Below are 14,829 nucleotides of genomic sequence, written 5' to 3'. Positions count from 1 at the left end.
GAACGAGGTCGTTTAATTAAAAACGGAAGTGTGAGAAAGCCTTGTTGGCTTCTGCCATACGATGAACTTCTTCACGCTTCTTCATTGCGGCGCCGCGGCCTTCTGAGGCTTCAAGCAACTCAGCAGCCAGACGCAAGCCCATGGACTTTTCGCCACGCTTGCGCGCTGCATCACGCAACCAACGCATTGCCAAGGCGCTACGACGGCTAGGACGCACTTCAACAGGCACCTGATAGTTAGCACCACCGACGCGACGGCTTTTCACTTCAACGATAGGGCGCAGATTGTTCAACGCTGTGGTGAATAATTCCAGCGGATCTTTGCCACTCTTGCTGGCTACTTGATCAAATGCACCGTAAACAATACGCTCAGCAACAGATTTCTTACCACCTGTCATCAGTACGTTTACGAATTTGGATACTTCCTGGCTACCAAATTTTGGATCCGGCAAGATATTACGTTTGGGAACTTCTCTACGTCTAGGCATAACTATTCTCTTTCAATTAAATTTTGCTAGCTACAACACTGCAAGGCATTTCAGCCGCTATTAAAAATTGGACCAATGTCCGAAACCAACTTAACAAATTAAGCTTTAGCTTCTTTAGGACGTTTAGCACCGTATTTGGAACGTGACTGTTTACGATCTTTCACACCAGCCGTATCCAAGCTACCGCGCACCATGTGGTAACGCACACCTGGCAAGTCTTTTACACGACCACCGCGAATCAGTACCACAGAGTGCTCTTGCAGGTTATGGCCTTCACCGCCGATGTAGCTAATGACTTCGTAACCGTTAGTCAGGCGCACTTTGGCAACCTTACGCAACGCGGAGTTTGGCTTTTTAGGAGTAGTGGTGTACACACGGGTACATACACCACGCTTTTGTGGGCAGGATTCCAGGGCTGGAACCTTGCTCTTGGTTACCACTTTAACGCGTGGTTTACGTACTAACTGATTAATGGTTGGCATTGCCTTAACCTCTTCACCTTAAAAAATCCACCAACTGAGCAGGAAACTCAGGACCGGCGGCATATCAACAATAACACCTTATTGAGACAATAAGGCTATTCTGAGAAACCCAGCATTTTAATAAACGAGTCAAGGGGTGTCAAGCATTATTCATACTTGAACACCCCTTGTTTTATTACCCGGCCTGACGACCGGTAAAGCCTAAAATTACTCGGTCGCGTTGTCGTCCGTTGCGGTTTCTTCAACCACTTCTTCTGGTGCAAACATCGCTTCAGCGGCCAACATCGCTTCTGAAGGCTCAGCGACATTTGGCGTCAACGACGCAATTGCTGCACGCTTGCGAGACTCGTGATACGCCAAACCGGTACCGGCTGGAATCAGACGGCCGACAATCACGTTTTCTTTCAAGCCACGCAGATCGTCGCGTTTGCCCAAGATCGCAGCCTCGGTCAACACTCTTGTCGTTTCCTGGAAGGATGCGGCAGAGATGAAGGAGTCCGTAGACAGCGATGCCTTGGTAATCCCCAGCAATACGTACTCGAATGTTGCCGGACGTTTGTTTTCGGCAATGACGCGTTCGTTTTCAGTCAACAAGTCTGCACGTTCTACCTGCTCACCCGGGATGAAGCTGGTATCACCAGCATCTTGCACTTTCACACGGCGCAACATCTGACGCACAATGACTTCAATGTGCTTGTCGTTAATCTTCACGCCCTGCAAACGATACACGTCTTGTACTTCGTCAATGATGTAACGTGCCAGTGCCTCACGACCTTGCAGACGCAAGATGTCTTGCGGATCTGCCGGGCCGTCGACAATCGTTTCACCCTTGGTGACCACTTGACCATCGTGCGCGGTCACGTGCTTGTCCTTGGCAATCAGGAACTCGCTGGTAATACCGTCGAGGTCAGTAATGACCAGACGCTGCTTACCCTTGGTGTCCTTACCAAATGACACAGTACCGGTCACTTCTGCCAGCATGCCGGCATCTTTGGGTGAACGCGCTTCGAACAGTTCAGCCACACGTGGCAGACCCCCGGTAATATCCCGTGTTTTGGAGGATTCTTGCGGGATACGTGCCAGCACTTCACCCACACCCACTTCCTGACCATCTTTCACGGTAATGATACAACCCAGCTGGAAGGTGACGTTGACCGGCGTTTCAGTACCGGCAATTTTAACTTCCACACCATTGGCATCCAGCAATTTCACCTGTGGACGCAAGCCTTTAGTCGAGCCCGCTCTTTGTTTAGGATCAATCACCACCAGTGAGGACAAGCCAGTGACTTCATCCACCTGCTTGGCAACCGTGACGCCTTCTTCAACGTTCTCGAACTTCACGCGACCCGCATACTCGGTAATAATCGGACGAGTATGTGGATCCCAAGTCGCCAAGGCCTGACCCGCTTTAACCGTCTTACCATCATTGATGGTCAGCGTCGCACCGTAAGGCACTTTATGACGCTCACGCTCACGGCCATTGTCGTCAGAAATCACAACCTCACCGTTACGGGAAATCACGATTTGCTCACCACGTGAGTTGGTCACGTAACGCATGGTCGATGTGAAGCCAGCAGTACCGTTAGACTTGCTCTCTACTTGTGACACAGAAGCTGCACGGGATACCGCACCACCAATGTGGAATGTACGCATGGTCAACTGTGTACCAGGCTCACCGATGGACTGTGCCGCAATCACGCCGACAGACTCGCCGATACTGATCAGCTTGCCACGACCCAAGTCACGACCATAACACTTGGCACAAATCCCGTAACGTGTGTCGCAAGTCAGGGCAGTACGCACTTTGACTTCATCAATGCCCAACGCATCAATTTTCTCGACTTCGTCTTCACCCAGCAAAGTACCGGCTGCGAATACCACTTCCTGTGTTTCAGGATGCAAGATATCCAGAGCAGAGGTACGACCCAGGATACGGTCATGCAAGGGCTCAACCACTTCACCGCCTTTAACCAGCGCCTTGGTGACCAAGCCTTCGGTGGTGCCACAATCGGTCTCGGTCACAACCAAGTCTTGTGTCACGTCTACCAGACGGCGTGTCAGGTAACCGGAGTTCGCTGTTTTCAGCGCCGTATCGGCCAGACCCTTACGCGCACCGTGGGTTGAAATAAAGTATTGCAACACGTTCAAGCCATCACGGAAGTTCGCCTTGATCGGCGTTTCAATAATGGAACCATCTGGTTTCGCCATCAGGCCACGCATACCAGCCAGCTGACGCACCTGCGCTGCGGAACCCCGCGCACCGGAGTCGGCCATCATGTAAATCGCGTTAAAGGATTCCTGACGAACAGCTTTACCGTCTTTGGTGACCACGTTGCCGTCAGCGTCCTTGACATCTTCTTCGCGCAACTGCTTCATCATGGCCTCAGCCACTTTGTCACCAGCACGACCCCAGATGTCGACCACCTTGTTGTAACGCTCACCCTGTGTCACCAGACCGGATACATACTGGTCTTCGATCTCTTTCACTTCAGCATCGGCAGCCGCAATCAATTGCTCTTTCTCTGGTGGCACCAACATGTCATTGATGCTGATAGAGATACCGGCTTTGGTTGCGTATGAGTAACCGGTGTACATCAGTTTATCCGCGAAGATCACGGTTTCACGGATGCCTACCTTACGGAAGCTGGCATTGATCAGGCGTGAAATTTCTTTTTTCTTCAGTGCCTTGTCAATGTAGCTGTATGGCATGCCTGGTGGCAGAATTTCAGACAGCAAAGCACGGCCAACGGTGGTGTTATACCGATTGAATTTCTCGGTTTTGTGACCGGTCACATCCATCTCGAACTCACGGATACGCACCGTAATCTTGGCGTGCAAATCGATCAGCCCCTGGTCGTACACACGTTGTACTTCCTTGATGTCACTGAAGATCATACCTTCGCCACGTGCAGCCACTTTTTCGCGAGTCATGTAATACAGACCCAACACGATATCCTGCGAAGGCACAATGATAGGCTCGCCGTTGGCTGGAGACAGTACGTTGTTGGAAGCCAACATCAAGGTGCGGGCTTCCATCTGTGCTTCCAGGCTCAATGGAACGTGTACCGCCATTTGGTCACCGTCAAAGTCAGCGTTAAAGGCTGAACACACCAATGGGTGCAACTGGATCGCTTTACCTTCGATCAGCACGGGCTCAAATGCCTGGATACCCAAACGGTGCAGCGTAGGCGCACGGTTCAACAACACCGGATGCTCGCGGATCACGTCTTCCAGGATATCCCAAACTTCTGGTCCTTCTTCTTCCACTTTCTTCTTGGCAGCCTTGATGGTGGTTGCCAAGCCTAACACTTCCAGCTTGTGGAAAATGAAAGGCTTGAACAATTCCAGCGCCATTTTCTTAGGCAAACCGCACTGATGCAGTTTCAACTGCGGACCGACCACGATCACGGAACGGCCGGAGTAGTCCACACGTTTACCCAACAGGTTTTGACGGAAACGACCGCCTTTACCTTTGATCATGTCAGCCAGTGATTTGAGCGGACGCTTGTTGGCGCCGGTCATCACTTTACCGCGACGACCGTTATCCAGCAGAGAGTCAACAGCCTCTTGCAACATACGTTTTTCGTTACGGACGATGATTTCAGGCGCTTTCAGCTCTAACAAACGCTTCAAGCGGTTGTTACGGTTGATCACACGGCGATACAGGTCGTTCAGATCCGAGGTCGCAAAGCGGCCACCATCCAGTGGCACCAATGGACGCAGCTCTGGTGGCAACACTGGCAAGATTTCCAGAATCATCCACTCTGGCTTGATGCCAGATTTCTGGAAGGCTTCCAGCACTTTCAGACGCTTGGCGATCTTCTTGATTTTGGCTTCAGAGCTGGTCGCGGACAGTTCGCTACGCAATGTTTCAATCTCGCGCTCAATGTCCATGGTGCGCAACAATTCACGCACGGCTTCAGCACCCATCACGGCGTTGAATTCGTCACCGTATTCTTCCACCTTGGCCAGGTAGTCATCTTCAGTCAGCAACTGGCCACGGGTCAGCGGCGTCATGCCTGGATCAATCACGATGAATGCTTCAAAGTACAACACACGTTCGATGTCACGTAAGGCGATATCCAGCACCATGCCCAAGCGGCTAGGCAGGGATTTCAGGAACCAGATGTGGGCGACAGGTGAGGCCAGCTCGATGTGACCCATGCGCTCACGACGCACTTTGCTCAGTGTGACTTCAACGCCACATTTTTCACAAATCACACCGCGGTGTTTCAAACGCTTGTATTTACCGCACAAGCACTCGTAATCTTTGATCGGGCCAAAGATTTTGGAGCAGAACAAACCGTCCCGCTCAGGTTTGAAGGTACGGTAGTTGATGGTTTCTGGCTTTTTCACTTCGCCATAGGACCATGAACGGATTTTTTCAGGTGAAGCCAGCGCGATCTTGATCGCGTCGAACTCTTCTTCTTGCGTAACCTGTTTAAATAAATCTAATAACGCTTTCATAGAGACTCTCCTAATGGCGGGGCTTAGTTACGGTCCAAATCAATATCAATGGCCAGTGAACGGATTTCTTTCACCAGCACGTTGAATGATTCAGGCATACCCGCATCAATTTTGTGCTCACCTTTGACGATGTTTTCGTACACTTTGGTACGGCCATTCACGTCATCTGATTTCACGGTCAACATCTCTTGCAAGGTGTATGACGCACCATAGGCTTCCAGTGCCCACACTTCCATCTCACCGAAGCGCTGGCCACCGAACTGGGCTTTACCACCCAGCGGCTGCTGTGTCACCAGGCTGTAAGGACCGGTAGAACGTGCGTGCATCTTGTCGTCGACCAAGTGGTGCAGTTTCAGCACGTGCATGTAACCGACAGTCACTGGACGCTCGAACGCATCACCGGTACGGCCATCAAACAATTTGACCTGTGTTTTGCCAGCGTGGAACTGCAATTTCTTGGTGTGCTCGTCATCATCAGGGAAAGCAAGATCCAGCATGGCTTTAATGTCAGACTCAGCGGCACCGTCAAACACTGGTGTCGCGAACGGCACGCCGTGTTTCAGGTTCTGCGCAAGGTCAATCACTTCCACATCTGTCAGACCAGCAATGTCTTCTTTCTTGCCAGTGCTGCTGTTATAGATCTTGTCCAGGAAGCCTCGGATTTCGGCCACTTTGGCTTCTGCTTGCAGCATATCGCCAATGCGTTTGCCCAGACCTTTGGCAGCCCAACCCAGGTGGGTTTCCAGAATCTGACCGATGTTCATCCGTGAAGGCACGCCCAGCGGGTTCAACACGATATCCAGCGGTGTACCATCAGCCATGTATGGCATGTCTTCGACCGGGCAGATTTTTGAAATCACACCCTTGTTACCGTGACGACCGGCCATCTTGTCACCAGGCTGAATACGACGTTTCACGGCCAGATAGACTTTGACCATTTTTTGTACACCTGGTGGCAGTTCGTCACCTTGTGTCAGTTTACGCTTCTTCTCTTCGAATTTGTTATCGAATTCGATGCGGGCCTGGCTCAAGCTGTCTTTCAACTGCTCAAGTTGACGGGCAGCCTCTTCATCGCTCAAACGGATGTCAAACCAGTCATAACGACCCACGCTCTCCAGATATTCCTGAGTCAGGGTGTCGCCTTTTTTCAGCTTGTTCGGACCACCTGTGGCCACTTTACCCGTCAACAGACGGCTGATGCGGCCAAAAGTATCGTCTTCTACAATACGCATCTGGTCGCCCAAATCTTTCTTGTAGTGAGATAACTGATCATCAATAATTTGTTGCGCACGGGCATCACGGTCGATACCTTCGCGTGTGAACACTTGTACGTCGATCACAGTACCGGTCATGCCAGAAGGCACGCGCAGTGAAGTGTCTTTCACGTCAGACGCTTTTTCACCGAAAATCGCACGCAGCAGCTTTTCTTCTGGCGTTAAAGTGGTTTCACCTTTAGGGGTCACTTTACCGACCAGCACGTCACCCGCTTCCACCTCGGCACCAATATAGATAATCCCGGAGTCATCCAGACGGCCCAGCATGCGCTCGGACAGATTGGAAATATCGCGGGTAATCTCTTCAGGTCCCAGTTTGGTATCACGTGCCACCACTGACAGCTCTTCAATGTGGATGGAGGTGTAACGGTCATCAGCCACTACGCGCTCGGAGATCAGAATCGAGTCTTCGTAGTTGTAACCGTTCCAAGGCATAAAGCCAACCAGCATGTTCTGACCCAGCGCCAACTCACCCATATCCGTAGAAGCACCATCCGCCACCACGTCGCCTCGGCTAATGATATCGCCTACTTTAACCAGCGGACGCTGGTTAATATTGGTGTTCTGGTTAGAACGGGTGTACTTGGTCAGGTTGTAGATATCCACACCCACTTCGCCGGCTTGCGCTTCAGCATCGTGGACACGAATCACAATACGGCCTGAGTCGACGTAATCGACCACGCCACCACGACGGGCAGTCACGACAGTCCCGGAGTCCACCGCGACTGTACGCTCAATGCCTGTACCGACCACGGCTTTTTCAGCACGCAGACAAGGCACGGCTTGACGTTGCATGTTGGCACCCATCAAGGCACGGTTCGCGTCATCGTGTTCCAGGAAAGGAATCAATGAAGCCGCAACAGACACGATCTGGCCTGGTGCGACGTCCATATACTGCACGCGCTCAGGTTGCGTCATGGTAAATTCGTTGTGGAAACGCGCAGAGACCAATTCCTCCTTGAAGCCACCGTCTGTAGACAGTTCGGTGTTAGCCTGTGCAATCACATACTGGCTTTCTTCAATGGCTGACAGGAAATCAATCTTGCCTGACACCTTGTTGCCTTCAACCAGACGATAGGGGGTTTCCAGGAAACCATATTCGTTGGTACGGGCATACAGCGCCAGTGAGTTGATCAAACCAATGTTTGGACCTTCAGGCGTTTCAATTGGACAAACTCGGCCATAATGGGTGGTGTGTACGTCACGCACCTCGAAGCCGGCACGCTCACGGGTCAAGCCACCTGGGCCCAAAGCGGAGATACGGCGTTTGTGCGTAATCTCGGACAATGGGTTAGTCTGGTCCATAAACTGCGACAACTGGCTAGAACCGAAAAACTCACGAATCGCACTGGAGACTGGCTTGGCGTTGATCAAGTCATGCGGCATCAGATTCTCGGACTCAGCCTGTGACAGACGCTCTTTGACGGCACGCTCAACACGGACCAGACCGGCACGGAACTGGTTCTCGGCCAATTCACCCACGGAACGGATACGACGGTTACCCAAGTGGTCAATATCGTCAATCTCGCCACGGCCATTGCGCAACTCAATCAGCACGCCAATGACAGCGAGGATATCTTCATTGGATAGCACATTGCTACCGGTATCGCCTTGTGGGCCGACTTTTTCGTAGAAACGACGCATCCAGGTTGCTGAACGTTCTTCCAGCTTGCTTGGATAAGCACGGCGGTTGAATTTCATACGCCCCACTACGGACAGGTCATAGCGATCTTCAGAGAAGAACAAACCATTAAACAAGGCCTCTACAGCCTCTTCGGTTGGCGGCTCGCCTGGGCGCATCATGCGGTAAATCGCTACACGTGCACTGTACTGGTCAGGAATCTCATCACTGCGCAATGTTTGCGAAATGAAATTACCATGATCCAAGTCGTTGGTGTAAATGGTGTCGATTTCTGAAATCTTTGCCGCGACCAATTTTTCAAGCAATGATGGTGTCACTTCATCATTGGCGTTAGCAATCAGCTCACCGGTTTCAGTATCAATAATGTTTTTGGCAACTGCGCGACCCATCATAAAGTCGGTCGGTACCGCCATGGTGGTTACGCCCGCTTTTTCGATGTCACGGATATGTTTAACGGTGATACGTTTGTCTTTTGCAACCAGCACATTACCGTCTTTGTCAGTAATGTCGAATTTGGCAACTTCACCACGCAGGCGGTCTGCCACCAACTCAAACTCCACGCCTTTCGGGCCGATGTGGAAAGTGTCGGTGTCGTGGAAGGTTTCCAGAATTTGTTCTGGGGTGTAGCCCAATGCCTTCAGCAGGATGGTCACTGGCATCTTGCGGCGACGATCCACACGGAAGTACAGATAATCTTTAGGGTCAAACTCAAAGTCTAACCAGGAGCCACGGTAAGGAATAATCCGTGCAGAGAACAACAACTTACCGGAGCTGTGGGTTTTACCACGATCGTGCTCAAAGAATACGCCAGGGCTGCGGTGCAATTGGGACACAATGACACGCTCGGTACCATTAATCACGAAAGAGCCATTTTCGGTCATGAGCGGCAATTCACCCATGTAGACTTCTTGTTCTTTGACTTCTTTGACGGTTGGTTTGGACGCTTCACGGTCCATAATGGTCAGACGCACCTTGACACGCAGTGGCACGGCGTAAGTCAGCCCACGTTGCTGACATTCTTTCACGTCAAATGGCTCTGCGCCTAATTGGTAGCTCACATAGTCCAGACGGGCATTCTCTGAATGGCTCACAATCGGGAAAATGGAACGGAAAGTCGACTCTAGGCCTTCGTTTTTACGTTGGTCCGCTGGTACATTTTCCTGCAGGAATGATTTATAGGACTCCAGCTGCATGGCCAGCAGATAAGGTACCTCTTGAACGCTGTCACGCTTGGCAAAGCTTTTGCGAAGGCGTTTCTTTTCGGTAAAGGAATAGCTCATAGCGTCTCCTGAAATTTTTGAGGGTAGAAGACAAAACACTTTTCATCCACTGCAATGTTTTGACATCTAACTTCGCATTTAAAATCAGCCACTTAAATTAGCCGGTTAGCTTATCTATATGTGGCCACAATACCGCTTTTACAACAGGCTTCCAGACAATTACAGTTTATTTACAATCTGCAACGCTAGAAATGGCGAAGGCCGACGGTCTCCCGTCAGCCCAGCCAGATTCACAATTGTGAATTATTTCATCTCAGCAGTAGCGCCCGCTTCGATCAATTTCTTCACAGCGGCTTCAGCGTCAGCTTTGCTTACGCCTTCTTTAACCGCTTTAGGTGCGCCGTCTACCAGGTCTTTAGCTTCTTTCAAGCCCAAACCTGTCAGTTCACGAACTGCTTTAATCACACTCACTTTGTTGTCGCCAGCGCCATTCAAGATGACGTTGAACTCAGTTTGCTCAGCAGCAGCTGGAGCAGCACCAGCAGCAGCGCCGCCAGCAGCCACTGCAACAGCAGCAGCAGAAACACCAAACTTCTCTTCGATTTCTTTGATGAACGCAGTCAGTTCCAATACGGTCATGCCACCGATTGCATCTAAGATGTCAGCATTAGAAATTGCCATGATATAAATTTCCTAAAATAATTTGATTAAAAATTAAGCCGCTTGCTTTTCTTTTTCGTCGCGTATTGCAGCAACGGCACGAGCAAACTTGGTTGGGACTTCGTTGAGTGTGCCAGCCAATTTGGACAGCAACTCATCACGGCTCAATGTAGATGCCAACGCTTGCACGCCAGCCACATCAAGACGCTCATTAGGCATCGCGCCCGCTTTCAGTACGAACAATTCGTTATCTTTTGCGAAATTGTTCATGACTTTGGCGGCAGCAACTGGATCGGTAGAAATACCGTACACCAGTGGCCCAACCATGTCGTCAGCCAATGCGGCAAAAGGCGTACCTTCTACTGCACGACGAACCAAGGTGTTTTTCAACACACGCAGATACACACCTGCATTACGTGCATCAGCACGCAGTTTCGTCATATTGGCTACGCCAATACCACGATACTCAGCAAGTACGATTGCTTGTGCGTTTGCTACTTGCGCAGCAACCTCGGCAACGACTTCTTTTTTCTCTGTAAGATTAAGACTCAAGGTCTGTTCTCCTTCCGTTAATGAAAGCCCGGTTAAATCACCGGGCCACTCACGGCGTCCTTGTGCAGGGCATGGATATATCCTGTGTTGGGGATCGCCATCTGCGTTGGTTTCAAACTGCTGCAAACAGAGGATTACTCACCCATTTGCATTCAATTTTCAATTAAGTAAAACACCAACGGTCTTTGATGTTCTTGAGTGCTTACAAAATTGCATAAACACTCAAGCCCAAAGTACTTGCCCGATCCATTAACGGACCGGGACTTGATTCAATGCTTAAGCAGCGACTGAAGCTTGGTCAACACGTACGCCAGGACCCATGGTGCTGGAGACGGACAATTTCTTCAGGTATACGCCTTTGGAGCTGGCTGGCTTGGCTTTGTTCAATGCTTCGATCAAAGCAGACAGGTTGCCTTGCAGTTGCTCAACAGTAAATGAAGCACGGCCGATGGTGCAGTGAACGATACCGCCTTTATCAGTACGGTATTGCACTTGACCCGCTTTAGCATTTTTAACTGCAGTCGCTGCGTCTGGAGTCACTGTACCGACTTTAGGGTTAGGCATCAAACCACGTGGACCCAACACTTGACCCAAGGCACCAACGATACGCATCGCATCAGGTGTAGCAATGGCTACATCAAAATCCAACATACCGCCTTTGACTTGCTCGGCCAGATCTTCAAAACCAACGATATCAGCACCAGCTGCTTTTGCAGCTTCAGCTTGTGCGCCTTGTGCAAACACCGCCACACGCACTGTTTTACCAGTGCCGTTAGGCAATACGATCGCGCCACGCACCAGCTGATCAGATTTACGTGGGTCGATACCCAAGTTAATCACTGCGTCTACAGATTCGTTAAATTTGGCAGTTGCGCCTTCTTTTACCAGACTCAGCGCATCAACTACCGGGTACAGCTTGTTGCGGTCAATCTTTGCACGCAACGCATCAATTCTTTTAGCCATGTTATACACCCTCCACTTCGATACCCATGCTGCGTGCGCTACCAGCGATGGTGCGAACGGCTGCGTCCATGTCGGCAGCGGTCAGGTCAGGCATTTTTGTTTTGGCGATTTCTTCGGCTTGTGCACGAGTAATCTTGCCAACTTTGTCCGTATGAGGACGTGGAGACCCTTTTTCCAGCTTGGCTGCTTTTTTGATCAGCACAGTTGCCGGAGGGGTTTTCATCACGAATGTGAAGCTCTTGTCTGCAAACGCAGTGATCACCACTGGGATAGGCAGACCTGGTTCAACGCCTTGTGTTGCCGCGTTAAACGCTTTACAGAATTCCATGATGTTCAGACCACGTTGACCCAGTGCTGGACCGACTGGTGGGCTTGGGTTGGCTTTACCTGCAGGGATCTGCAGCTTGATATAGCCAATGACTTTCTTTGCCATGTTTGACTCCTTGAATGGGTAATAGCGCCTGTGGCAGGCTCCCCGTTAAAAAATATCGACCGCCAGTCAGGCCGTCGACACAATGCACAACTAGACTTCTTTTTCTACTTGTGCAAAATCCAGTTCAACCGGTGTCGCACGGCCAAAAATGACCACTGAAACACGCAGTTTGTTTTTGTCGTAGTTCACTTCCTCTACGCTGCCAGAGAAGTCCTTGAATGGACCATCGATCACACGAACACTCTCGCCCTTTTCAAAGGTCATCTTCTGTGTCGGATTAGATTTGCTGTCATCCATGCGACGCAGAATAATTTCGACTTCCTTATCCTTGATCGGGGTTGGACGTTGTGCAGTGCCACCGATGAATGAAGTCACACGTGGTGTACTTCTCACCAAATGCCAACTTTCGTCAGTCATTTCCATTTGCACCAACACGTAACCAGGATACAAGCGACGCTCAGAAATGGTCTTCTGACCATTTTTCAGCTCAATCACCTCTTCTACCGGCACCAGAATGTCACCGAACTGATCCGGGATATTCGATCTTGCGACGCGCTCTTCCAAACCGGCCTTGACGGATTTCTCCATGCCGGAGAAGGCCTGAACTGCATACCAACGCATAGCCATTAAGCCCCCCTACCCATAATCCATTGCACCATGTAGGCAAAACTGATGTCTACCAACGCCAAGAAAGCAGCCATGATCACAACCAGCACCACAACAGCCAGTGTCGTTTGCATAGTTTCCTGACGCGTTGGCCACACCACACGCTTGGCTTCAGCAACAGACTCATTAAAGAAAACCAGCGCCTGCTTACCTTGTGGCGCAGTCCACGCGACCGCTACAGACGCGACAATACCTGCCAACACGGCAAGTATCCTGATAACCATTGCTTTATCTTCAAAAAGATAAAAACCGGCAATCCCCAAAGCTAATAACAACAGGGATAAAGCCAGTTTGATTTTATCGATCATATACTTAACTTTATGATTAACACCACAGACTATTCTGGGTGTTTGGCAGGCCAAGAGGGTCTCGAACCCCCAACCCTCGGTTTTGGAGACCGATACTCTACCAATTGAGCTATTGGCCTGTACTCTTTAAAGCGAAAGCTGCACGGGTTGTAGCGCAGCTTTCACCTACATCAACAATTACTCGATGATTTTGGCAACGACGCCAGCACCAACGGTACGACCACCTTCACGAATCGCGAAGCGCAGACCATCTTCCATCGCGATAGGCGCGATCAATGTCACAGTGATAGATACGTTATCACCTGGCATCACCATTTCGGTACCTGCTGGCAATTCAACTGCACCAGTCACGTCAGTGGTACGGAAGTAGAACTGTGGACGGTAGCCGTTGAAGAATGGTGTATGACGACCACCTTCATCTTTACCCAACACGTAGATCTCAGCGGTGAACTTGGTGTGTGGTTTGATAGAACCGGATTTAGCCAGCACTTGACCACGCTCAACTTCTTCACGCTTGGTACCGCGCAGCAGTACGCCTACGTTGTCACCCGCTTGCCCCTGGTCCAGCAGTTTACGGAACATTTCAACACCAGTACAGGTGGTTTTCAAGGTTGGCTTCAGACCAACGATTTCGATTTCGTCACCGACTTTAACGATACCACGCTCAACACGGCCTGTTACTACAGTACCACGACCAGAGATAGAGAATACGTCTTCTACTGGCATCAGGAAGGTACCGTCAATGGCACGCTCTGGGGTTGGGATGTAGCTGTCCAATGCGTCAGCCAATGCGAAGATCGCTGGTTCGCCGATTTCTGATTGGTCACCTTCAAGGGCTAATTTAGCAGAACCTTTGATGATTGGGGTGTCATCACCTGGGAAGTCATACTTGCTCAGCAAGTCACGCACTTCCATTTCAACCAGTTCCAACAACTCAGCGTCGTCAACCATGTCAGCTTTGTTCAGGAACACAACGATGTATGGTACGCCAACCTGACGGGCCAACAGGATGTGCTCACGTGTTTGTGGCATAGGGCCGTCAGCAGCGGAACATACCAGGATCGCGCCGTCCATCTGGGCAGCACCGGTAATCATGTTTTTAACGTAGTCGGCGTGGCCTGGGCAGTCAACGTGCGCGTAGTGACGGCTTGCAGTCTCGTACTCAACGTGTGCTGTGTTGATGGTAATACCACGTGCTTTTTCTTCTGGTGCCGCGTCAATTTGGTCGTAAGCTTTTGCTTCGCCACCAAATTTCTTGGTCAACACTGTGGTGATCGCCGCTGTCAATGTTGTCTTACCGTGGTCAACGTGACCAATCGTACCAACGTTCACGTGTGGCTTGGTACGTTCAAATTTGCCTTTTGCCATGATGTTTTTCCTTTATTAGTACTAAATAAAGCCAATAATATTGTTTTCACAAATTATGCGACGCGGATGACAGCACCCTTGCGCGACTACTTACCAAGCCCCATATCACTACAGAGCGCATCTGGTGCCCATGGCGGGAATCGGACCCGCGACCTCTCCCTTACCAAGGGAGTGCTCTACCACTGAGCCACATGGGCGTTTTGCCTTTTGTTATTGTTGGAGCGGGCGACGAGGTTCGAACTCGCGACATCTTGCTTGGAAGGCAAGTGCTCTACCAACTGAGCTACACCCGCACTATGCAGAACAC

General features: G+C 50.5%; 11 protein-coding genes and 3 tRNA genes. All 14 read right to left on the bottom strand.

Translation table 11 applies throughout. From position 1 onward, the window contains the following. Positions 1–16: 16 nt before the first annotated feature. The 14 genes from rpsG to Q9292_RS04900 all read right to left on the bottom strand — a co-directional run bounded on the left by rpsG (position 17) and on the right by Q9292_RS04900 (position 14,815). Positions 17–487: a 30S ribosomal protein S7 gene (gene rpsG, locus Q9292_RS04965; protein WP_194748736.1), complete on the bottom strand. Its 471-nt coding sequence runs from the start codon at positions 485–487 to the stop codon at positions 17–19. Positions 488–585: 98 nt separating this feature from the next. Then, the gene (gene rpsL, locus Q9292_RS04960; RefSeq protein ID WP_194748737.1) at positions 586–969 is read right to left on the bottom strand and encodes a 30S ribosomal protein S12; all 384 of its coding nucleotides are present in this window, start codon (positions 967–969) and stop codon (positions 586–588) included. Positions 970–1,176: 207 nt separating this feature from the next. Further along, positions 1,177–5,436, bottom strand: a complete 4,260-nt coding sequence (rpoC, locus tag Q9292_RS04955) for a DNA-directed RNA polymerase subunit beta' (protein ID WP_194748738.1) — start codon at positions 5,434–5,436, stop codon at positions 1,177–1,179. Positions 5,437–5,459: 23 nt separating this feature from the next. Continuing rightward, positions 5,460–9,632: a DNA-directed RNA polymerase subunit beta gene (rpoB, locus tag Q9292_RS04950; protein WP_313985441.1), complete on the bottom strand. Its 4,173-nt coding sequence runs from the start codon at positions 9,630–9,632 to the stop codon at positions 5,460–5,462. Positions 9,633–9,875: 243 nt separating this feature from the next. Next, entirely contained in the window at positions 9,876–10,253 is a 378-nt protein-coding gene (gene rplL / locus Q9292_RS04945; RefSeq protein WP_194748740.1) for a 50S ribosomal protein L7/L12, read from the bottom strand. A 33-nt stretch (positions 10,254–10,286) separates the two neighbouring features. Continuing rightward, entirely contained in the window at positions 10,287–10,784 is a 498-nt protein-coding gene (rplJ, locus tag Q9292_RS04940; RefSeq protein ID WP_194748741.1) for a 50S ribosomal protein L10, read from the bottom strand. A gap of 276 nt (positions 10,785–11,060) precedes the next feature. Continuing rightward, a complete protein-coding gene (gene rplA, locus Q9292_RS04935; protein WP_194748742.1) occupies positions 11,061–11,747 on the bottom strand; it encodes a 50S ribosomal protein L1 in 687 nt (228 codons plus the stop codon). Between the two features lies 1 nt (position 11,748). Beyond that, positions 11,749–12,180 (bottom strand): 50S ribosomal protein L11, encoded by a 432-nt coding sequence (rplK, locus tag Q9292_RS04930; RefSeq protein WP_029147986.1) that lies wholly within the window; start codon positions 12,178–12,180, stop codon positions 11,749–11,751. 90 nt (positions 12,181–12,270) lie between these two features. Then, positions 12,271–12,807 (bottom strand): transcription termination/antitermination protein NusG, encoded by a 537-nt coding sequence (gene nusG / locus Q9292_RS04925; RefSeq protein ID WP_194748743.1) that lies wholly within the window; start codon positions 12,805–12,807, stop codon positions 12,271–12,273. Then, entirely contained in the window at positions 12,807–13,154 is a 348-nt protein-coding gene (gene secE / locus Q9292_RS04920) for a preprotein translocase subunit SecE (protein ID WP_275357986.1), read from the bottom strand. Before secE ends, nusG begins: the two co-directional genes overlap by 1 nt. A gap of 43 nt (positions 13,155–13,197) precedes the next feature. Beyond that, positions 13,198–13,273, bottom strand: a tRNA-Trp gene (locus tag Q9292_RS04915). 58 nt (positions 13,274–13,331) lie between these two features. After that, entirely contained in the window at positions 13,332–14,522 is a 1,191-nt protein-coding gene (gene tuf / locus Q9292_RS04910) for an elongation factor Tu (RefSeq protein ID WP_194748734.1), read from the bottom strand. Between the two features lie 122 nt (positions 14,523–14,644). Next, positions 14,645–14,719, bottom strand: a tRNA-Thr gene (locus Q9292_RS04905). Between the two features lie 20 nt (positions 14,720–14,739). Further along, positions 14,740–14,815 (bottom strand) — tRNA-Gly (locus Q9292_RS04900). Positions 14,816–14,829 lie beyond the last annotated feature (14 nt).

It is taken from the genome of Methylophilus sp. VKM B-3414, from assembly GCF_032248435.1.
In the GTDB taxonomy this organism is placed as follows: domain Bacteria; phylum Pseudomonadota; class Gammaproteobacteria; order Burkholderiales; family Methylophilaceae; genus Methylophilus; species Methylophilus glucosoxydans.
The sequence above is the reverse complement of the archived record's forward strand: the minus strand, read 5'-3'. Positions and strand labels throughout refer to the sequence as shown.

Bases quoted from the DNA above. Each gene is read 5' to 3' on its own strand.
- secE (WP_275357986.1), bottom strand. From the start codon at position 13,154: ATGATCGATAAAATCAAACTGGCTTTATCCCTGTTGTTATTAGCTTTG.
- rpoB (WP_313985441.1), bottom strand. From the start codon at position 9,632: ATGAGCTATTCCTTTACCGAAAAGAAACGCCTTCGCAAAAGCTTTGCC.
- rpsL (WP_194748737.1), bottom strand. From the start codon at position 969: ATGCCAACCATTAATCAGTTAGTACGTAAACCACGCGTTAAAGTGGTA.
- rplK (WP_029147986.1), bottom strand. From the start codon at position 12,180: ATGGCAAAGAAAGTCATTGGCTATATCAAGCTGCAGATCCCTGCAGGT.
- rpsG (WP_194748736.1), bottom strand. From the start codon at position 487: ATGCCTAGACGTAGAGAAGTTCCCAAACGTAATATCTTGCCGGATCCA.
- tuf (WP_194748734.1), bottom strand. From the start codon at position 14,522: ATGGCAAAAGGCAAATTTGAACGTACCAAGCCACACGTGAACGTTGGT.
- nusG (WP_194748743.1), bottom strand. From the start codon at position 12,807: ATGGCTATGCGTTGGTATGCAGTTCAGGCCTTCTCCGGCATGGAGAAA.
- rpoC (WP_194748738.1), bottom strand. From the start codon at position 5,436: ATGAAAGCGTTATTAGATTTATTTAAACAGGTTACGCAAGAAGAAGAG.
- rplA (WP_194748742.1), bottom strand. From the start codon at position 11,747: ATGGCTAAAAGAATTGATGCGTTGCGTGCAAAGATTGACCGCAACAAG.
- rplL (WP_194748740.1), bottom strand. From the start codon at position 10,253: ATGGCAATTTCTAATGCTGACATCTTAGATGCAATCGGTGGCATGACC.